The following is a 20,348-nucleotide window of genomic DNA, read 5'->3' on the forward strand; positions in this document are numbered from 1 at the left end:
ATTATAATACACATAAAATGAAATACCTAAAAAAAGCCTTATTGATCTCTTTTTTGCTGATCAGCCATGTTTCATTCGGACAGGGCGCTGCGAAAGCTTTACGATTGTTTATCATTGGCAACAGTTTTTCGCAAAATGCAACGGCCTATCTACCCAATTTTGTAAAAGAAAATGATCAGCAATTGGTAGTAGGCAGAGCTGAACTTGGTGGTCATTCTTTACAGCAACACTGGGAATATGCAGAAGCTGCAGAGGCCAATCCTGAAGATCCTAAGGGGAAACCTTACAAAGGAAAATCATTGCGTATGCTTTTATCTGCTGGTACCTGGGATGTGGTGACGATGCAGCAGTTCTCTTATTTATCGGCAGATGTGGACAGTTATAGCCCTTATGCCCAAAAGCTTTACAATTACATTAAATCATTGCAGCCAAATGCAAAGATCCTTTTACACCAGGGATGGGCATACCGTTCGGATGCAAAGAAATTCGGTCGCGTTGCTCCTGAACAACTGGCCAAAACTCAGGAAGAAATGTGGCAGAAATCAAGGGCTGCCTATCATACCGTAGCGAAGCAATTGAAGGTAGACATCATCCCTGTGGGGGATGCCTTTAATGCGGTAGCTACTGGCAAAGAATTCCGCTTTACGAAAGATATGAATTTTGACTATGATCATCCGGTATTCCCAAATCTTCCTATCCAGACCAATTCCATAAACATGGGATATTACTGGAAAGATAAGGCCCTGGTATTTGATCCTAATCATGCCAATGAAGCAGGCAGATACCTGGGTTCTTTAATCTGGTATGCGTTGTTATTTAAGGAATCACCAGAAAAACTACAATATGTGCCAAAGCAGGTTCCTGCAGAATTTGCTGCCTATTTAAGGAGCGTGGCAGCAAAAACAGTTAAGGATTTATAGTATAATAAAGAAACCATATGAACTCAGTAATAGACACCACAGTTATCGTTGTATTTTCAGTATTCATTATGATTATAGGTTTACTGTTTTCACGTACAGGACGAAACCTTAAGTCATTTTTTGCCGGTGGTGAGGCCGTACCCTGGTTTATCGGGGGCCTATCTCTGTTTATGAGTTTTTTCTCGGCCGGTACATTTGTCGCCTGGGGATCTATTGCTTATAAATATGGCTGGGTGGCCGTGACGATTCAATGGACAATGTGTATCGGAGGATTGGTAACGGGATTATACATTGCCCCTAAATGGAAAGGAACAGGAAACCTGACCGCCGCCGAATTTATTAAGGACAGACTTGGTGATAATGTTCAAAAAAGCTTTATCTATATTTTTATGTTGGTGTCGCTGTTTATTAAAGGTTCAGTATTGTATTCTGTATCTAAACTGGTTGGTGCCTCATTAGAATTCCCGCTGATCCCTGTTACCCTGGTATTGGGGATATTTATGATTGCCTATACTGCCGTTGGTGGTTTATGGGCAGTAATGGTGACTGATATCTTGCAGTTTGTGATCCTGACCACTGCCGTATTGCTCATTATTCCATTGGCTTTTACAGAAGCAGGAGGGGTACATTCCTTTGTATCAAGGGTTCCCGATAACTTTTTTAATGTCGTTAATGGTGAGTATACCTGGGGTTTTATCATTGCTTTTGCACTTTACCATATCTTTTATATTGGTGGAAACTGGACTTTTGTACAACGTTATACGAGTGTGGACACGCCAAAATCTGCGTCCAAAGTAGCCTTCCTTTTTGCAGGACTGTATATTGTAAGTCCGGTTCTATGGATGCTTCCGCCAATGATCTATCAGACGATCAATCCTGGCTTAACTGGTCTGGAAACGGAAAATGCTTATCTGATGGTTTGTAAACAGGTACTTCCGGCAGGGCTGATGGGCCTGATCCTGACAGGGATGTATTTTTCTACCTCTGCTTCTGCAAATACCGCTTTAAATGTTGTTTCAGCGGTATTTACAAATGATGTTTATAAAGGCACGATCAACCCGGGAGCATCTGATGAAAAGCTCATGAAGATCGCCCGTACATCATCCTGGTGTTTTGGTTTCGGGATGATTTTGATTGCACTGATTGTACCTTATATCGGTGGAATTGTGGAATTTACACTGAGTGTCGGAGCGATTACCGGTGGTCCCTTACTTGCGCCGCCAATATGGGCTTTGTTTTCGAAACGCATTACGGGTAAAGCAACGATTTGGATTACCATGATCAGCTTGGTGGTGAATCTGATCTTTAAGATCGTGCTGCCATTGGTGCTGGATTATAAGCTAAGTCGTGGAAATGAAATGATGCTGGGTGTATTGCTTCCTTTCCTGTTGTTACTGGCTTATGAACTGTATGCAGCTTCGAAAGGCAAGGTGAGTTCAGAATACCTGCAATTGCAGGTACGTAAGGCTGCAAGGAATGCGAAGGTGATTGTTGTTGACGAAAAAGAGGCAGCGGAAATCAAAAGGCAGAACAAATTCGGCTTGCAGGTCATCTCATTTTCATTGGGTTTTATTGCCCTCTTGTTATATGTACTTTGTGCATTTACGGCCAAAGGCACGGGGATGGTTGCCGGAATTGCAACGATCATCTTGTTGAGTGCATGGATTCCTTTTAATGCTTCGAGAAAAACTCCGGTAGAGGGATGATGATACCAGAGGTCTGTAATATCTGTTGTTTTAAAAGGAGATATTACAGACATTTACTTTTAAACAGAATATCATGGAATACAAGAAACAGTACGCCTTGACGACGAAGATTAATGACTAATTTGCAGAAGATAAAACGATTATATTCCTTATCTGAAAATCAGAATTATGGTTTTTCAGATAAGGAAATTGCTGAACTTGAAGCCAGGCTCCATGTGCAGCTTCCCGAGAAACTTAAAAACTATTACCTGACTTTAGGAAAAGAGGAGAACCTGAATTATGTCTATAACAGGCTTCTGGAACCAGATGAGGAATTCGGTTTTTCAGACGACCGTTATCTGGTCTTTTATGAAGAAAACCAGGTGGTGGCCTATTGGGGAATTAAAGAAGAGGATTTAAAACTTCCCGATCCTCCGGTTTGGGGAAATTACGGTACGGACGAAGATCCGGATTGGGTAATGGAAGCTCCGACAACTGAAGATTTTTTCCTGCTGATGGCGGTTTATAACGGAACCCTCGGCGCACTGAAGCACAATGCAAACGCTTTAACTGAGATTGATGGAACAGTTGTAGATTACGTCAGACAAAACTGGCAGGAAGTGAAGGAAATTAGTTCGGAAAGGCAACGCGTTTATACAGACGATTTTTATGAAGTCATCAGCCTTAGCTTTGATGAACAGAAAAACTGCACTGCTGCTTTTGTAGGAACCAGTAACCGTGAGCGGTTTGATAAAATATTAGACAACCTTGATATAGACTGGTCTTATACCTCTGATGAGGACGAAGATTTTGAGGAGGATGAAGACGAAGAATAAAATCAATGACTGTCCGCCTTTAAAACAAAAGGTTAAATGTTTCTTTCACATTCAGGATCTTCATTACTTTAGAATTTGGATCGGGTGAATAGTAATTCAGTAAGATCACCACAGTTACTTTTTGTTCCGGAAGATAATAAGCTTTTCCTATAAATCCATAAACATGGCCATCATGTCCCATCGCGACGCCTTTATCGGTATGTAGTTTCATCAATCCCAGTCCGTATTCTTTGTAATAGGCCAGATCCGGGTTCTCGAAAGCATCCGCAGGGTCTATGGGTTTCGGGCCAAAGCTTTCCATGATCCGAATGGATTCCTGTGAAAGAATTTTGCCTGTAAGCATTGCTGCCAGGAATGTGGCCACATCCTGCGAGGTTGCAATCATACCTCCATCTATAGCATCTGGCCCACCGATTGCATTGTTGTCTAAATCTGTTACCTCCTGCAGCTCACCTTCTTTGTCTTTTTCTCTGAGATAGCATTTGGTCATTGTAGCCGGGAGCGTAGTACTTGCAAATGTATTTCTCAGCCCCAATGGGTTAATGATTTTTTCTGAGACCACCTGGTAGGCTGGCTTGCCGGTTACTTGTCTGATGACTAAAGCAAGCAACAAATAATTACTGTTGGAATAGGAGGAGCCTTTTCCCGCAGGAAATGAGGCTGGTTTTCCATAGATAAACTGAAGGTTGCGCTCAGGTGAGGATTTGATGATTTTTCCGGTTAAAATGCCATTCCTTACTTCTTCCTCATTCAGGTATTCCTTGATTCCCGCAGTATGGTTCAGACATTGTTCTATAGTTACTTCATTCGCATTTGCGATATGATCAGTAATTTCCCTGGAAATGTATTTGTTGATTTTATCTTTTATGTTTAACAGGCCTTCTTCCTGCAATTTTAAAATGGTAGCTGTGGTAAACATTTTGGTAATACTTCCAATCCGCAAGGTATGATTAGGGGTCATGGCAATCTTGTTCTGTACATCAGCCAGGCCTCCGGCACCATTCCATGTACCTTGTGGAGAGATGACCGTCATGCTGACACCAGTAGCACCAGCCGCTATAAATTGATTGATAATCCGTTGATACTCGCTGTTTTTGGCTGATGGCGGAGACGGAATAGGGATGTAACCCTTTTTACAGGAGCTGGTGCTTACAATCGTTAGGATTAGTACAAGTGTTTTAAGGCAATGTTTTGTTTTCATTTTATTGGTGCTTTAATTTGCTAAGCGCTGGTTAAGAACAAGCTCTTTTGTATGGAGACAACAATAAGTGCTTTTACCACTACGTCGGTTTTAAAAAAGAGGTTGCGGCTGAAAAACTATTTCGGATAGTTAGGATGATATACGCTGACAAATAAAAAATAATGATATTGTTATGGAATATGGGAAAAGGAATAAAACGGCACCTCATCACTTATGCCATACTTGGCTTGTTATCATACGTGTTCGTATGTTTTGTTTTTTATTTTCTGCAAATGCGGTATAACACAGCTCTTCCAACAACGGGCACAGCGCATATCTATTTCCCCTTTGGTTGCTTTTGGCTGGCCTCTTCTATTGGTGCCTTTAGAATTCTGAATTATGGAGGAAAAAGAGAACGAAAAGGATTGCCATTCTTTGAACATAAGCACGGTTTCCTCAGAATTATTGCTGTTCTTATAGGGATTCCGCTTGTTTTGACAGTGTTATGCTGGTCGGACATTAAAGATACCGACCTTTTTATGAAGGGCGAATTTTCCGTAGTAAAACATGTAAAATACCTGAGACACGGAGTTCGATATGCAGGTGCCAGGAGCTTTGGAAGTACAAAAAGTGTATACACGTTTGTAACCGCAGAGAAAGACACGATTAGTTTCTTCAGTGCTGATTCGGGAACAGACTCCTATAAACTGCCTGCAGCCGACAGCAATACCTACACGGTAACCTATCTTCCTAACACAAGAAGATTACATGATATCAAAAAAGAAAAGTAATGGGTCCGGCCTACTAGGCGATATTTTCCAGATACCGGAGCACTTCTTCTTTTTTCCGGCTGGAAACCGGAATCTGTTCCTTAGTCTGCATTTGTAAATAACCTTCTCTATAATATTTGATCACATATTGAAAATTCACCATGTAGGACTGATGACAGCGTAAGAAACCGAAGGGAGTCAGTAAGCTTTCGTATTCTTTCAAGCCTTTAGATACCAGGATCTCACGTTTATTGTTCAGGTAGAACGTGGTATATCCACGGTCACTTTTACAATAGATGATGTCTTCCATAGGTACAATCTCTATATATTCAAGGCTTTTCAATGCAATACGTTTGCTTGCGCCTATGCCTTGTGCCAGATACTGGTCTCTGGCAACGGCGAGTTGCTGCCGGTCAAAGGCTTCCTGTTTACGGTGATGAAAACATTTGTCCAGCATGGTGGTCAGCGCTTTTTCATCTATTGGCTTTAGCAGGTAGCCAAAGGAACCCATATTTAACGCCTGGATGGCGTACTGATCATATGCAGTAAGAAAGATGACCTGAAAATCTTCAGCTCCCAGTTCATCAAACAAACGAAAGCTGTCGCCATCTTTTAACCGGATGTCTGCCAGGATCAGATCGGGTTTTAGTTCCGGTATTTCTTTGGAAGCTTTTGCCACTTCTGCTGATGATCCGATCACTTGTATGTAAGAGATTTTGTTCAGGATATGTAATAGATGTTCCAGGATACGTGTTTCGTCTTCAAGAATGTAAAGTTTCATATATGTCAGTTTTCAGGTTTATTCTTTTATTTCAGGGATGATGATGTGTACGGTTACACCATGTTCCTTTTTGTGTTTTTTATCTTCAATCTCATATTTGGCTTCCTGACCTGTGGAGGTGAAAAGCAGGTCTAACCTTTCTTTAAGGATAATACTTGCCAGCGACTGTTTCTTAGGGCTGGGGGGTTCCTTATTGATCAGTCCTGTTCCATCGTCATCTACCTTGATGTTCATGACGCCATCTTCAATATGGAATGATATAGACAAAAGCCCTTTGTAGTCAATATTTCTGAAGCCATGTTCTATGGCATTTTCAACAAATGGTTGTATCAGCATAGGAGGGATGAGAATGTCCGGGGTATAGGTGTTTTCATCAACGTTGATCTGATAATCAAAAAGACCGGGAAAGCGCATTTGTTGTAGCAAAAGATAGTTATCTAGCGATGCGATTTCTTCTTCCAGACTGATGAAATCTTTACGGTTTTGTTCTAAAACGTTTCTTAGAAGTCCGGAGAAAACGGTTAGGTAACGTCCTGCTTCATCTCTGTCGCCTGTTGCAACTAAACTTTGGAGATTGGCGATGGAATTAAAAATGAAGTGCGGGTTTAACTGAACCTGCAGTAGCTTTTGCTCGATGTTTAGCCTTTTGTTTTCCGACTGTAACAGCGTGTTCTTTTCTTTTAAGCGGTATTGCCGGTGTAAAATATAGAAAAATAACAACAGCCCGACAAAAACGAGCAAAGCCAGGCCCATGGTCCACCTTTGTTGAAGGATAATCTTTTCACTGAGTTCATTCTGCTTTTTTAGATCATTGAGTTTCCTGTCTTTCTTTTCTGTATCATATTTTTCATGTATTTCTGCCACTTTTACGGCGTCCCTCTCTAAAAGGTCCCGGATTTGTAGCTGATAAGCAGATTCTGCAGCATTCAGTGCCTCAGCATATGCTCCTTTTGCCTTGTATGCGTCTATAAGTCCGTTGAAATAAGCCGGTTTTTTCCTCCCTTTTGGATTTTTTTCGGCGAGTACAATCGCTTTCTTAAAGTAATAAATAGCAGAATCCATCATCTTGTTTCGAATAAAGCTGGTGGCAAGATTACTGTAAGCGATGTCGTTGAGGTTGTTGGTTTTTTTCAGGTAATTGACGTAGGCTCTGCTGGAGGCGAGTGCTTTTTCCGCTTGTCCTTGTCTGTCGTAGATCTGCGCTTCATTGTCATAAGTACGGGCGATGGCGAGACTGTCATGCAGTGTTAAAGCGAGGTCACGGGCCATCACATTGTAAGACATCATTTTATCGTAGTCCTTCATTCTGTAAGCCAGGAGATAGGAGATGTCGTAATATCTTTGTTTGATTTGTGGATGAGACTTGTAAGGATGACTATTGTAATAGCTTTCTGCATATTTTAGGGACGCTTTATTATTGTCGTTCTGAAAATAGGCTTTGGCCAACAAGTCGTAAAGGTGGTAAGTGATCCTGCTCTCAGACTCCTCAGCCTTTTTCAGAAGCGCAAGTATTTTGTTCATTACCGAAAATTCCACAGTCACACCATAATTGGTGCTCAGGTCAAGCAGCTCATAGTTTTTGAGCAGGTCTGTTTCATCTCCGGGTTGAACTCCGGCCATTTTCTCATAGGTGATCCGGGCGCTATCCAACTGCTTTTCCGTTGCGTATTTTTTACCTTTGAAGTAATGATAAAATGCCTTGCTATAGGCATCTGAAGCAGAGCGGAGCAGACGTTCTTCCTCGTTAATGCGCTTTTTATATTCAGCGCGGGATAAGGTATCCAGAGAAATGGCAATGGCCAGGTAATCTTTTTTAGGAGCAGGATTAAGCTCAGTTTTCTGATCAGTTTTAGTTTGCCCTTTTTGCTTGCAGGACATGACCATTAGCAGCGATAAAACAAAAAATAAAGAAAATACAATTCTTATATTCATTAATGAGGTATTAGTTATTTGAGTTGTCGCAAACCCTGTCTGTTAATTTATTTCAAGCGTAAAAATAGCAAGCTTTTGAAGAAACAGATGAGGTTTTCTTCAACGATTTTTCATTATTCGCATTCTGGGCAATTGCTGCTTCATCAAAGAGAAATATTCAGGAAATTTATTTTTGCAATCAGACTATTGGTACTAACTTATGTATTTATTCTCTGGCAATAAACATAAAATCAATTTCCGGGATACATGAATAGATATTCGTCGTGATTTGATTGATATTTGAAATTGTCAAATCATGGGAATTTGCAATAGCATAAATTTAAAAAGATGGAACACCCAATACCTAAAGATTACCATACAGTTCTACTCCGGCATTATGGGATTGACGCAATAGAGATTAAGCAAACTCAGGGTGGATGGGCATCACTGGCTTATATCGTGAAATCGGCTGAAGGCATTTCCTTGTTTCTTAAGGTCTATGAGAAAAAACGGGCATCTACTCCAAAATGGACGATGATGGTGGACGTTTATATTCCAATCGTAGTGTGGCTGGGAAAAAAGATATTAAAGGATAGGATTGTAGAACCTATTCTTACTTCGGATGGAAAAAGTAAATGTGAAGATGAAAATTACATCTATATTTTGTTTGAATACATTGATGGTCTTACGATAGGAGAAAATCAGCTAACGAATCAACAGGTACATAACCTCTCTGAAATTATAAGTGATTTTCATATCTCCGCAGAACAAATTCCATATCCTACAAGCGTGATAAAAGAAGATTTCCAAATGGACTTTGCAGATCAGCTAGCTTCATTTCTTGAAACGGAAGTTAAGGATGCAGAACTGGAAAGCATATTAATCGGACATTTTGAGACATTGAAATTGCGGCTGAAACAACTGACTGCTCTGGTATCGGTTCTGAAATCGAAGGATTTACCTTTTGTATTATGTCATACGGACCTTCACAACTGGAATATGATGCAAACGGAGAAACAGCTTGTTCTATTGGATTGGGAAGGATTGAAGATGGCACCAGCCGAGGCAGATCTTTTTGGGTTAGTAGAAGAGCCTTATTTCGAACAGGTTATGGTTAGCTACCAAAAAGTTCACAAGGGATATACAGTAGATGAGGATGCGCTCAACTTCTATATCATAAGAAGAAAAATAGAAGATATATGGGAATGTATTGAACAGTTGTTATTTGATCAACCCGATGATCAGGAGAAAAGGGAGATCATCGGGAATCTTGAAAAAGAATTATCGGACTTATGATCTATAAGTCGCTTTGTTTATAATAGGCTGCTTTTTTAATGGGAAACTCATTGGCAGACAGCATTTGCTTGTAAATTCTTGAGCAGGCTTCGGTAGCGCCCTGTCCGTTTTTCGGGTAGGTCATGGTGGAATCATGATTATAACCTATCATATGACTCACCTCATGAATCGCGATGAAACATACATCCTTGTTCAGGTAATCATTAAGTACATGATTGGCTACACCGAATGTATAACCACCACCAAGACCGGAAACATTAACCACAACTCCGCAGTTGAATTGTGGGATATCGATCATTTTCTGGAATGCAGTTTCTTTCTCAGCTGTGCTAAGGAAGGTCAGTCCATCATTTCCGGTAATGGGTTCAGCAACATATGAAACCCTGGTTTCATTTGCCTGAAGCAGGTAGGCGAGGTTAATGATAAATCCTGAAAACCTTCTTACATCTTTGGCATCAATGTTTTCTTTCCAATTGTCGGCCGGGTTATCATTTGGATCGAAATCATGGTATTTTACTTTCCATTTTAATTTCGCTAATTTTTTCAATTTCATAATCAGTTCTGTTTCTCCTGTAAAGTCGAAACTTACTTTATTTAGGGGCAGCCCGCTTGTTTTGTACTGCGATAAGTCAACAGGAGTATTGTCTACATCCAGAAATTTGGAACTGCCATCAATAAAAGGGTACTTTATTTCCTGTACAGCATGTGCCCTGATTTTCTTTATTTTAAAAAGTCTGATTGGTTTTGATGATCCTTCAATGCTCAGCAGAATCGTGGCATCTTCAATGTCAACCGGCGCAAAATTAGCCACTTCAATAGTGGTCTCATTTACAGCTTTCACCCTCAGAACTTTAGCAATTTCATACCTGCGTGCTTCGGAAGTCAGCAGGGCCATAGACTCTCCATCCTGAAACATGAGTTTTGAATTATTGTCATTGTCAAAGGAAAGTTCTGTTGTGACTATTGCAGGGGGACTTTCGATATCTTTATTGTTCTTTTTACAGCCAAGAACTAAAAGGAGTAAGGCAATTAAGGTGATGTTTTTCATAGGTTCTTATTCTTCGGGATGAGTATTGAAAATGTAAATATAGCTTACTCATTTAAAATAATACTTTCAATTGCTCAGCATCAAGTTATAATCCTTTAAACGGTTTGTTTGTCAGATAAAGCCTGAAGTCTTTAATTCTCCCTGTTTCCATATCCTGGCGGGGCAATACCTTAATCCCGCTGATATTGATTTGTGCACCTAAATCAATCACGATCTGATGAGGATGTTTAGGGCTGTTGTCTTTCCACTGGCTGTGCCAGATGCTGGTGTATTGCAGGTCAAAAACATTCTCAGATTTACCATCCTGGCTTTTCAGCTCCTCGCTGTCTACATATATCACCTTCCATAAATTCCTTGGAATTTGTTTGCCGTTTTCGTCCAGTAATTCTAACTCTGCAATGGAAGTATAGGCATCTTCTGCAAAGTTGTTTAATGCTTCAATGGCAATGTATCTGCCGCTCTTCAAAGGGAAATTGAAGTTCTGCCATTTGGCAGAATTTTCCATTGTTCCGCTATAGATCAGGCTGCCTGCATTGTTGCCAAACTGTTGGCCAGCTTTACGATGGTTACTGCTGATGGCCTTGAGTTCCGTGAGGCTATCCAGAATAGGTTTTTCCAGGCCTTGTAAACGTGGGGCAAGGGGACGGTGAAGGTCAAGGACCACCACTTCGTTCTTTCCTGCATTTAACCATACTCCGGGAACATACATGGTTTGGGTAGGGCCAATGTTCCAGTAGCGGCCAAGGCAATGTCCATTGATCCAGACCACACCTTTTTTAAACCAGCGCATATCCAGGTAAAAATCATTGTTGTTTTTAGCGTTAAAGCTGCCTTTGTAAAATGCCGGTTCGTTGAGTTTTCCGGCTGTTGCAACAGGTTGATATTTGAAAGCCGGATTGCCTTCTCCCAGGGGAATGGAATAGTGTTTCCATCCTCTAAGTTGCAATTTTCCGATGTTGGAAATGCGGTAAACCTCACCTTGTAATCCCTTACGGTCGTGCATGTAATCACCATAGTTCACACGGCCCATGGCTTCTACCAATACACGGAGCCTGGTGTTTTTTGACAGTGCAGGAAGGCTGATGCTATGCTCATTTTTCATTCTGTTTAATACACCAATAAGTTTCTGGTCCAGATATACTTCAGCATAGTCATGGACTTCTGTGAAATCCAGTGTGCTTTTTGCTCCGGCAGGGAGTGTGGTTTCATAGGCCATCATTCCATATCCTTGTCCCAGGTCTTCCATATACAGGGTGGTATCGGAGAGTACAGGTTTACCCAATTGCGACAGTACAGGGGCCACGGAAGTCAGGTTAAATGCTGCGATCTTTTGTACTGGAATTCCAGCAGGTACATCTGGCAGGTGTTCTCCGGGCTGAAGGTGCTTTTTGAGCATGTCCCGTAAGGCGTAAAATTTAGGATTAGCCGATCCGTTTTCACTGATCGGGGCATCGTAATCATAGCTGGAGGTTTCGGGCAAATAGGGCTGGCAATTGGCACCTGCCCATAAACCGAAAGAAGTTCCTCCATGAATCATGTAAATGCTGAAAGAGGCTTTCTGTTCCAGCATCCAGTCGAGCTCTTTGACCATACGGTCGCTGGAACCGGTATGGTGGGCATTGCCCCAGGAATCAAACCATCCGGGGTAATATTCGCCGCACATTAAAGGACCTTCGGGTTGTACTTCACGTAAGGCTTTGAAACCTGCTTCCGGATTACTTCCAAAATTCACCACCGCAAAAAGGTCTTTCTGGACATCGTTTTTTAGCTGGACTACGCCATCACAGGTGAAAAATGGAACATTAAAATTGGCTTCTTTCAGGTAATCCCTGAGCTTTAACAGGTAATCTTTATCTGTACCATAGCTTCCGTATTCGTTCTCTACCTGTACCATCAGGATCGGACCGCCATGTGTGATTTGTAAAGAGCTCAACACCCGGCCAACTTCTTTTAAATACTGGCGACTGCGGTCCATATAATAAGGATCCTGAGTCCGCAATTTAAGGTCTTTCTTTTGCAGCAGCCACCATGGGAAACCGCCAAACTCCCATTCGGCACAGGAATAGGGACCAGGACGCAGGATCACATACAATCCTTCCTCCTGTGCGATCTTGCAAAACTCGGCCGCATCGGCCTGTCCTTCCCAATTGAATTTTCCGGGAGTGGTTTCATGGAAGTTCCAGAACAGATAAGCGCAAACGGTATTCAAACCAACGGCTTTGACCATTTTTAAACGCTGTCTCCAGTAGGCTTTAGGGATTCTGGCAAAGTGTAATTCACCACAACGGATCACATAGGGTTTACCATTTAAGAGAAAGGATGCTGTGCCAATCTTAAAAGGGGCATCCTGCTCTTGTTGGGCAACAGCAGGTTGAAAGTAAGATGCAGACAGTACCAAAAATAATAAACCAATCAGTTGCTTCTTCATATAAAGAGGGATGGTGAAAACAAGAACATTTATTACAATGCTAAGCAAAAAAACAAGAAATAAAATAGGGAAAAATTACGCAAACGATTGCAGCATACAGAACAATCGATTGTGTGATTTTTGATGCCCTTAAAGGGCTTTTGTGCTGGTTTTTTTACCGGATATTTTAATTAGTTTCGGTCTTTTTAAAGTAGAAAATCAAAATATTTTATGCGAAAATTTAGCTGTTTGCTGTTGTTTTTAGTCCCCCTGAACCTTTTGGCGCAGCAATTTAAGCCGGTACAGGAACTCTTGAAACGAAGAACGCCCTGGCTGGCAGATCAGGTGGTGTTTAAGCGGCTGAAAAGTGATCAGAAAGATCTGTTTGAATTGCAAAGTTCAGGAAACAAACTGGTCATCAGTGCTTCCGGGCCAAATGCGGCAGCAGTGGGATTGAACTGGTATTTAAAATACTATTGTAACCGCTCTATGTCGCATATGGGAGATAACCTTGCCCCGGTATCTCCAATTCCTGTAGTTAAAGAGAAAGTGCGTGTGGAGGCTCCGGCCAGATACCGTTATGCCTTAAACTATTGCACCTATAACTATACCATGAGTTTTTACGATTGGAAAGACTGGGAGCATGAGCTGGACTGGATGGCTTTAAATGGGGTAAACCTGATGCTCACGGTAAATGGAATGGAAGCCGTGTGGCAAAATACACTGAAACAAATTGGATATTCTGATCAGGAAGTCAATGATTTTTTAGTTGGCCCGGCCTATACGGCATGGTGGCTGATGGGCAATATACAAAGCTGGGGAGGTCCGATGCCCCAAAGTCAGATTGACGGTCGAAAAGCCTTACAGCAAAAGATGATGGCACGGATGAAAGAACTGGGGATAGAGCCGGTATTGCAGGGGTTCTATGGGATGGTGCCAGGGTCTTTAAAAGAAAAGAGCAAAGCGCAGATCATTGATCAGAAAACCTGGGGAGCATTTAAGCGTCCGGATATTCTGGTTCCTGACCGTCCGGAATTTTCCAGAATAGCAGGGATTTATTATAAGGAATTACAAAAAGCATATGGCAAAAATATTCGTTTTTTTGCCGGAGATCCCTTCCATGAAGGTGGTATTACAGAAGGCATTGACTTAAAGGCAGCTGGTAAATCTATTCAAACTGAAATGCAAAAGGGCTTTCCAGGAGCAACATGGGTACTGCAAGGCTGGCAGGATAATCCCAAACAGCAAATGCTGGATGGCCTGGATAAATCACATGTGTTGGTACAGGAACTCTTTGGCGAGTTCACCAATAACTGGGAGAAAAGAAAGGGCTATGATTCCACACCCTTTATCTGGGGTGTAGTGAACAACTTCGGCGAAAGACCAGGTTTGTATGGTAAATTACAACGCTTTGCAGATGAGGTAGACCGGATCAGAACAGGGCCGTATAAGGACGTGTTAAAAGGAGTAGGGATCATGCCCGAAGGACTCAATAACAATCCTCCGGTATACGATCTGATGTTGGAGCTGGGCTGGAGAAAAGACCATGTGGATGTGAAAGAATGGCTCAGCGGCTATGCTAAATATCGTTATGGAAGTTCAAATTCCCATATTGATCTGGCCTGGCAGGGATTTCTGGAGACCATTTATCAAAGTATTCCAGGTTACCAGGAGGGGGCAAGCGAATCGGTGTTTTGTATCCGCCCTGCGTTGGATTCCAAACCAGCCTCCCGCTGGGGAACCCGTGTAAGGACTTATGACCTGGCAAAATTTAAAGCAGCGGCCATGGAGTTTGCAAAAGCAGCACCTGAATTTAAAAACTCCGATACTTATCAGATTGACCTGATCAATGTGTTAAGACAAGTGCTGGCCAATGATGGGGAAGAGGTCTTTGAAGCGATGGTAAAGGCCTACAACGAGAAAAACACGGAACAGTTTAGCAAAGTATCTGCTCGGTTTCTGGACCTGATCCGTCTGACAGATGACCTGTTGTCTGCACATCCTTATTACCGCTTAAACACTTACAAAACCCAGGCCTTAAGTTTAGGAAAGACGGCAGAAGAGAAAAAGCTCAACATCAAAAATGCAATGATGCTGATCACCTATTGGGGGGAAAACATTCCGGCAGAAGATAACCTGCATGAATATGCCTACAAAGAATGGGGAGGCTTAATGAAAGACTATTACCTGGTTCGCTGGGAGATGTACCTCAGTCATTTACAAAGCACCTTGCAGGGGAAGCCCACGCAGGCTCCCGACTTTTTTTGGTGGGAACGTGCATGGGTAGAACAAAATATGGAGCTCAAAAAAGATAGCCCGGTTAAGCCTTTAGATCAGGTAACTGCTGAAATTCTAAAATGGAAAACAGGTGTTCAATAACCTGGTAGGACTGATCATTAACCCTATCCCTGTTGTCTAAAATGACGACAGGAATATTGTACCTTCTGAGTTGTTCAATCTGCTCAGAAGGTACTGTAGGTTTACTCACTGCAATCAGAACCCCATCTACTCTGAGGTTCTTCATGTTGTCCAGGATTTGTCTTTCCCGTTCCGGTTTTTCAAATGACTGACCAAAAATTATATTGTAATTCCTGTTGTGCGAATAGCGCTCTATCTTACTGAGAATGGAACAGTAAAAAGCTTCTCCGATATCAGGAAGGACCACACCAATGGTAAAGGTTTTGCCCTGTTTAAGGAATACTGCATTCTGATTGGGATGATAGTTTAGCTCCTTGGCGATTTTATTGACCCTCATTGTGGTAACCAGGCCTATGCTGGGGTGTCCGCGAAGTGCTCTGGATACCGTGGAAGGATCAATCTTTAGTCGCCTGGCTATATCTTTGATGGTAGGGATTTTTTCCATTTTTTGCTGAGGTTATCATAAAACTTAGGACTAACTATTTTTAAGGTAGAGTTGGCATCCTGACCGCTGGTTTTTTTCCAGATCAGGAAGTCGGTAATTGGGCTGTCATTGGTGCTGTTCCAGATCCATTGCGGTTTGCCGATGCTAAAGTAGCTGTTATGGTCTATGAGGTTATGACTTCCCGTTAAGGTATATTTATGAACTAACAGGTCTTTAGGGCCGGCATAGACGCGGTTGTATCTGATCACATTACTGTCGCAATGTTCGGTGAGTCTGAGTTCTCCTTCAATTTCTCCGAATGCACCTGCAACACGGTTGTTTTGAAATAAAGTATTGTTCAGCACGGCACAGTTTTTAGTTCCGGAAATGGTGTAATTGAGGTAATCGCCCATATAAATACCAGCTCTGTAACAGTTGTAAACGAGGTTGTTTTTTACAACTGTGGTTCTTGTAGGATAGATATTGCTTTCGCTCACCAGGCCAATTCCTCTGTCGCTCTCATAAACAATGTTGCTTTCGATCAGGGTGTTGGCACCACCACAAACATAAATAGAGATGGCGCCAAACCTGTTGGCTCCCCATGTTTCCGGTGTTTTGGTCATGGTGTTGTGGTGGAAAATATTATCGTTGATGACGCCATTGCGGGCAAAATTTGTGGCTACGGCTCCTTTGGGATTGAGGCCGTCACCACCAGCTACAATGACACCAATGTTCTCAGTATCATACACTTTATTATGACTGAAGATGAATCCATCTATATTCCCAGCCAGGGTTACATTTTCACTGGTTCCGGTTTGCGTATCATGAACGGTACATCCGGTAATCAAGAGGTTTGAGATGGGGGTATTGCCGGTTCCAATGGCGAGGATGGCATGCCCGCTTCGTCCCTGCGCCAGTGTGGTGTTGTTTTTGATGTTGTAGATATTGCAGTTTTTAACAGTGATGTGCTGTCCGCTGCCGATAATCGCCATGCCCTGAGGATCGGTATTCACAGCAAAACTGTGGAGGTTACAAATGTCAAACCCATCTATGGTTACATAGCTGACATTATTGATCGTAACCAGGGCCTGCCATCCCGTAACGGTGATATTGCTGCCATCAATAACTGGTTTTTCTCCCGGATAAGCCTGCAGGCTGATGTATTTGCCTGGTTCGCCCGATTTGGGGAATTTAACTTCCTGATGATAGGTGCCGCCTCTGACTAGCACCTGATCTCCCGGCACAGCGTGATTTAATGCGGTGTTAATGGTTTGGAATGGGGCATTAATACTGCCGTTATTGGTATCTGAACCAGTAAGGGACACGTAATATTTATGGGGTTTTTGTTGGGTTTGGATAATAGTGGCAAAGGTTTTAGCAGTACAAGCGAGTGCTTGTACCGCTAAAACCAGGCTTAATAAAGCGAATGGTCTCATATGCTGATAAGAATTAAGTCTTCAATTATTCGGAAACGATCTTCCTGATCCTGTTGTTGTTTTTGTCGAGGACATACACAGTTCCATTTTTATCTACTGCAACTCCGCCTGGCGCGCTAAAAGAAGCTGCCTGGCCAATGCCATCTGTATAACCTGCGTTATTGCTTCCTGCAAATGTGCTCACCTGGTAGGTATTTGCCTGAATGAACCGGATACTTTGGTCAGGGTTGCTGGTGCTTCCACCACCGGTACCGTTACCTGCAAGATAGAGATTGTTGTTGTTGTCTATGGCGAGCCCCCAGGGATAGGCGAATTGTGCGGAAGTTGCCAGTCCGTTTACATAGCCAACCTTGTTCAGCTGACCGGCAACAATGCTGCCTTGCCAGGTCCCTGCGCTGAATTTTCTGATCACCTGATCGCCATGTACGGAGATGAATAAATTGCCTGTTTGGTCAAACTTAATCCCTGCCGGGTAAATAAGACCAGAGATGATTTCTTTGTTGTTGCCCTGAGCATCTATCTGATAAATATTTCCGGGATTGGAACAGCTGGCATAGAAAAGCTTACCACTGCTTTTATCAAAGGCAATGCTCCATGGTGCCTGACTGCCGAAGCCCCAGGTGGTGGCCTGTCCATCTGGTGTGATCTTCCTGATGTCCCAGTTGCCCGGATCTACACAGTACAGATTTCCCTGACCATCAATGGCCAGGTCGTAGGGCAAAGAAAAGTTTGCCGCAGTACCTTTTCCATCTGCATAACCTCCAAGGGCAGGATTTCCTGCTAAGGTTGTGACGTTTCCGTCTGGATCGATTTTCCGGATGCAGTGGTTGCCGGGATCTGCAACATAGACATTGAGATTGTCGTCTACCACGATACCGGAACTCCTGTACCAGTTCTGACCGGCAAAGTTAAAGGAAGCATCCGTTCCCTTGCCATTGGAAAAGCCCGCATTGCCTGAGCCTGCAAGGGTAGTCACGGTCCGTGTATACTCATAGTTGAAATTGGTCTGACTGCTGCCTTCTCCGTTTTCTATCTTTACTTTTATTGGCCCTGATGCCGATTTTTTCGGGACCACAGCCATGATTTGCGTGGCACTGGCACCGATAACTTTAAGGGACAAACCATTTAAGGTTACTGAAATTTTAGTAAGGTCGGAAGTAAAGTTGGTTCCGGTAATGAGTACTTCTGTACCTCCTCCGCCTTTTTTCGGAATGAAGTCTGAAATGGTGATTGGAGAGGAAGAATTATAGGAAGCTTCTTTGTCCTTTTTACATCCTGTAAGGAGGAGCAAAAGGCAGACAGTACCCCTTAAGAGCTGGATGTGTGCTGTCTTTATGTTGATGAATGGTTTCATGGAATGCTTTTTTAAATACATAAATGCTTGCGGTTACCAACCTGGATTTTGTACCAGGGCCCTGTCGCGGTCCATCTGGTATTGAGAAATAGGGAAGAGGTACATTTTATTTTCAAAGAGTCTTTTCTGGAAAAGTGTACGGTTGTAATAGCGGGTAAAAGCAAAGCCCTGACCGCCATCATCTTCATTTACATTCATGGAATAGAGGGTTTGGTTCTCTGTTGCGCCAAGCGTTAACCTTCTGATAAGAGTATAGTACCTGTCTCCTTCAAAACACAGTTCTACCTGTCTTTCTTTCAAAATGTACTTTCTCATGAGCTCTTTGTTTCCAACGGCCTCAGGGTATACGGTTTCGATGCCCGGCAATCCTGCCCTGGCTCTGACCAGGTTAAGCGTACTGACCACATCCGGGTTGGAAGGGGAGTATTCATTCAGGGCCTCTGCATAGTTGAGCAGGATTTCTGCATAACGCATGAGGATGAATGGCCGGTAATTGGTAGCATCCTGCCTGATGTTATCGGCAGGGCTTATGTTTTTCAGAAAGTTGTAGCCGGTAATGGTATTGGTGATCCCGGTAGCTTTGGCTCCGGCTTTACCCGAATAATAGAATTCTACCCGACCGGTACCATCTACATTACCCGCTGAAGAATAGTAGTTCTTGTCGTCCAGGGTAGGGGCAGGCAATACCGGTTTGCCGTTATACTGGATATAAGCATAAAAACGGGGCTCGCGATTGGCATACATGTTCCATTGGCCTTTTTTATGTGCCCAGCTCTGATCACTGTTGTTTTCTGCAAAACCTGTTTCCTTATATTCAGACATAGGATCGTCAATGCTGCGGCCGTTTTTCATATAAAACGCATCTACGATATTTTGGGTGGCATTGTAGAGATTGATGCCGCCTGGATTAGGCGAGGATGCTTTGGTATAGCCCCAATAGTTCCATGAGTTTCTGGAGAAGAGGATTTCGCTGTTCCAGTTGGTGAGGAACAGATCCCGAACGGAGAGGTAAGGATCAAACTTGGTTCCGTTGTTATCCAGATTGGTAAACAATTTATAAGCATTGAGGTCGATCACTGCTTTTGCTGCATCTGCCGCAATTTTCCATTTGTTTGGATCAAATGAGCTGGGAGCGAGTGCAGTCCCGTCCTGATTTTTAAAAGAACTGAATGCAGGATTTCCATTCCACAGCGGGCTGGCAGCCCAAAGTGCCAATTGAGATTTAACGGCAAGACAAGCGCCTTTGGATGGCCGTCCGTAATTGCTGGAAGAGGCCCAGCTTACCGGAAGGTTAACCGCTGCTTCGTCCATTAACTGGTTCACATAGTCTTTGCATTCGTCAAATGTGTTGCGCGGATATTTATTGAAATCGTCATTTAAGGCGAGGGCATGGGTTAACTTTACGATCGGTCCGTATTGTTTGATCAGCTGCCAGTAGAACCAGCCTCTTAAAAATTTGGATTCTGCTTTGTACTGGGCTTTTAAAGTGGAGCTGAGCTGGGATTCCGGTACTTTATCTACATTTTCTTCAAAAATAAAGGAAGAGCGGATACCGGTATAGTAGTTGTCCCAATGGTCGTAATGGGCATTTACCGGGCTCCAGTTTCCCACCACCATTTGTCTGAGGGGCACGCCAGGGATAGAAACAGAGGCCTCATCGCTAATGCCCATATGTGCAAAATCAATTTCCAGTACAGCACCGTAGATATTGTAGAGATAGGACTCTGCATTTGCCCGGTTGCTCCAGAGGATTTCTGAGGTCAGGAGGTTATCCGGTTTTTCATCCAGGTGTTTGCAGGACCATAAGATACTTGCTAAAAACAAGGATCCTGCTGCGATAATGAATGTATATTTAGGTTTCATCAGAATATTTTTAAATCTT

15 protein-coding genes are annotated in these 20,348 nt (G+C 42.7%); 6 read left to right on the forward strand and 9 right to left on the reverse strand.

All coding sequences use genetic code 11. The features are described from left to right. The first annotated feature begins 17 nt into the window (after positions 1-17). The 3 genes from BUC20_RS13310 (at position 18) to BUC20_RS13320 (ending at position 3,441) form a co-directional block, all read left to right on the forward strand. Complete coding sequence (locus BUC20_RS13310; protein WP_073231493.1) at positions 18-920, forward strand: DUF4886 domain-containing protein; 903 nt, start codon at positions 18-20, stop codon at positions 918-920. A 17-nt stretch (positions 921-937) separates the two neighbouring features. Continuing rightward, positions 938-2,626, forward strand: a complete 1,689-nt coding sequence (locus BUC20_RS13315; protein ID WP_073231494.1) for a sodium:solute symporter family protein — start codon at positions 938-940, stop codon at positions 2,624-2,626. 122 nt (positions 2,627-2,748) lie between these two features. Further along, the gene (locus BUC20_RS13320) at positions 2,749-3,441 is read left to right on the forward strand and encodes an SMI1/KNR4 family protein (protein WP_073231827.1); all 693 of its coding nucleotides are present in this window, start codon (positions 2,749-2,751) and stop codon (positions 3,439-3,441) included. Positions 3,442-3,460: 19 nt separating this feature from the next. Here BUC20_RS13320 and BUC20_RS13325 read toward each other — a convergent pair whose 3' ends face one another. Next, a complete protein-coding gene (locus BUC20_RS13325) occupies positions 3,461-4,642 on the reverse strand; it encodes a serine hydrolase domain-containing protein (protein ID WP_073231495.1) in 1,182 nt (393 codons plus the stop codon). A 272-nt stretch (positions 4,643-4,914) separates the two neighbouring features. Here BUC20_RS13325 and BUC20_RS13330 point away from each other — a divergent pair, with 272 nt between their 5' ends. Next, positions 4,915-5,412: a hypothetical protein gene (locus BUC20_RS13330; RefSeq protein ID WP_143166783.1), complete on the forward strand. Its 498-nt coding sequence runs from the start codon at positions 4,915-4,917 to the stop codon at positions 5,410-5,412. 13 nt (positions 5,413-5,425) lie between these two features. On the opposite strand, the gene BUC20_RS13335 is transcribed toward BUC20_RS13330, so the two are convergent. Together BUC20_RS13335 and BUC20_RS13340 are read right to left on the reverse strand one after the other, a co-directional pair. After that, entirely contained in the window at positions 5,426-6,172 is a 747-nt protein-coding gene (locus BUC20_RS13335; protein WP_073231497.1) for a LytR/AlgR family response regulator transcription factor, read from the reverse strand. Positions 6,173-6,190: 18 nt separating this feature from the next. Beyond that, complete coding sequence (locus BUC20_RS13340; protein ID WP_073231498.1) at positions 6,191-8,104, reverse strand: histidine kinase; 1,914 nt, start codon at positions 8,102-8,104, stop codon at positions 6,191-6,193. Between the two features lie 327 nt (positions 8,105-8,431). On the opposite strand from BUC20_RS13340, the gene BUC20_RS13345 reads away from it, so the two are divergent. Then, complete coding sequence (locus tag BUC20_RS13345; RefSeq protein WP_073231499.1) at positions 8,432-9,379, forward strand: phosphotransferase; 948 nt, start codon at positions 8,432-8,434, stop codon at positions 9,377-9,379. A 1-nt stretch (position 9,380) separates the two neighbouring features. Here BUC20_RS13345 and BUC20_RS13350 read toward each other — a convergent pair whose 3' ends face one another. After that, the gene (locus BUC20_RS13350) at positions 9,381-10,427 is read right to left on the reverse strand and encodes a hypothetical protein (RefSeq protein WP_073231500.1); all 1,047 of its coding nucleotides are present in this window, start codon (positions 10,425-10,427) and stop codon (positions 9,381-9,383) included. 85 nt (positions 10,428-10,512) lie between these two features. Beyond that, positions 10,513-12,855, reverse strand: a complete 2,343-nt coding sequence (locus tag BUC20_RS13355) for a beta-galactosidase (protein ID WP_073231501.1) — start codon at positions 12,853-12,855, stop codon at positions 10,513-10,515. Positions 12,856-13,065: 210 nt separating this feature from the next. Here BUC20_RS13355 and BUC20_RS13360 point away from each other — a divergent pair, with 210 nt between their 5' ends. Continuing rightward, the gene (locus tag BUC20_RS13360) at positions 13,066-15,213 is read left to right on the forward strand and encodes an alpha-N-acetylglucosaminidase (protein ID WP_073231502.1); all 2,148 of its coding nucleotides are present in this window, start codon (positions 13,066-13,068) and stop codon (positions 15,211-15,213) included. Here BUC20_RS13360 and BUC20_RS13365 read toward each other — a convergent pair. The 4 genes from BUC20_RS13365 to BUC20_RS13380 are packed head-to-tail and all read right to left on the reverse strand — an operon-like array spanning position 15,155 to position 20,329. Continuing rightward, positions 15,155-15,697 carry a LacI family DNA-binding transcriptional regulator gene (locus tag BUC20_RS13365; protein ID WP_073231503.1) on the reverse strand — a complete coding sequence of 181 codons (543 nt, stop codon included), beginning with the start codon at positions 15,695-15,697 and terminating at the stop codon, positions 15,155-15,157. The two genes, BUC20_RS13360 and BUC20_RS13365, sit on opposite strands and share 59 nt — an antisense overlap. After that, a complete protein-coding gene (locus tag BUC20_RS13370; RefSeq protein ID WP_073231504.1) occupies positions 15,667-17,112 on the reverse strand; it encodes a DUF1565 domain-containing protein in 1,446 nt (481 codons plus the stop codon). Before BUC20_RS13370 ends, BUC20_RS13365 begins: the two co-directional genes overlap by 31 nt. 25 nt (positions 17,113-17,137) lie before the next feature. Beyond that, positions 17,138-18,466 (reverse strand): IPT/TIG domain-containing protein, encoded by a 1,329-nt coding sequence (locus tag BUC20_RS13375; RefSeq protein ID WP_073231505.1) that lies wholly within the window; start codon positions 18,464-18,466, stop codon positions 17,138-17,140. A 33-nt stretch (positions 18,467-18,499) separates the two neighbouring features. Next, on the reverse strand, positions 18,500-20,329 hold the full coding sequence (locus BUC20_RS13380; RefSeq protein ID WP_073231506.1) for a RagB/SusD family nutrient uptake outer membrane protein: 1,830 nt from the start codon (positions 20,327-20,329) through the stop codon (positions 18,500-18,502). Between the last annotated feature and the right edge of the window lie 19 nt (positions 20,330-20,348).

Source organism: Pedobacter caeni, assembly GCF_900129215.1.
Taxonomy (GTDB): Bacteria; Bacteroidota; Bacteroidia; order Sphingobacteriales; family Sphingobacteriaceae; genus Pedobacter; species Pedobacter caeni.

Coding starts and splice junctions, on each gene's coding strand:
- BUC20_RS13310 (WP_073231493.1), top strand. CDS start 18: ATGAAATACCTAAAAAAAGCCTTATTGATCTCTTTTTTGCTGATCAGC.
- BUC20_RS13315 (WP_073231494.1), top strand. CDS start 938: ATGAACTCAGTAATAGACACCACAGTTATCGTTGTATTTTCAGTATTC.
- BUC20_RS13325 (WP_073231495.1), bottom strand. CDS start 4,642: ATGAAAACAAAACATTGCCTTAAAACACTTGTACTAATCCTAACGATT.
- BUC20_RS13330 (WP_143166783.1), top strand. CDS start 4,915: ATGCGGTATAACACAGCTCTTCCAACAACGGGCACAGCGCATATCTAT.
- BUC20_RS13335 (WP_073231497.1), bottom strand. CDS start 6,172: ATGAAACTTTACATTCTTGAAGACGAAACACGTATCCTGGAACATCTA.
- BUC20_RS13340 (WP_073231498.1), bottom strand. CDS start 8,104: ATGAATATAAGAATTGTATTTTCTTTATTTTTTGTTTTATCGCTGCTA.
- BUC20_RS13345 (WP_073231499.1), top strand. CDS start 8,432: ATGGAACACCCAATACCTAAAGATTACCATACAGTTCTACTCCGGCAT.
- BUC20_RS13350 (WP_073231500.1), bottom strand. CDS start 10,427: ATGAAAAACATCACCTTAATTGCCTTACTCCTTTTAGTTCTTGGCTGT.
- BUC20_RS13355 (WP_073231501.1), bottom strand. CDS start 12,855: ATGAAGAAGCAACTGATTGGTTTATTATTTTTGGTACTGTCTGCATCT.
- BUC20_RS13360 (WP_073231502.1), top strand. CDS start 13,066: ATGCGAAAATTTAGCTGTTTGCTGTTGTTTTTAGTCCCCCTGAACCTT.
- BUC20_RS13365 (WP_073231503.1), bottom strand. CDS start 15,697: ATGGAAAAAATCCCTACCATCAAAGATATAGCCAGGCGACTAAAGATT.
- BUC20_RS13370 (WP_073231504.1), bottom strand. CDS start 17,112: ATGAGACCATTCGCTTTATTAAGCCTGGTTTTAGCGGTACAAGCACTC.
- BUC20_RS13375 (WP_073231505.1), bottom strand. CDS start 18,466: ATGAAACCATTCATCAACATAAAGACAGCACACATCCAGCTCTTAAGG.
- BUC20_RS13380 (WP_073231506.1), bottom strand. CDS start 20,329: ATGAAACCTAAATATACATTCATTATCGCAGCAGGATCCTTGTTTTTA.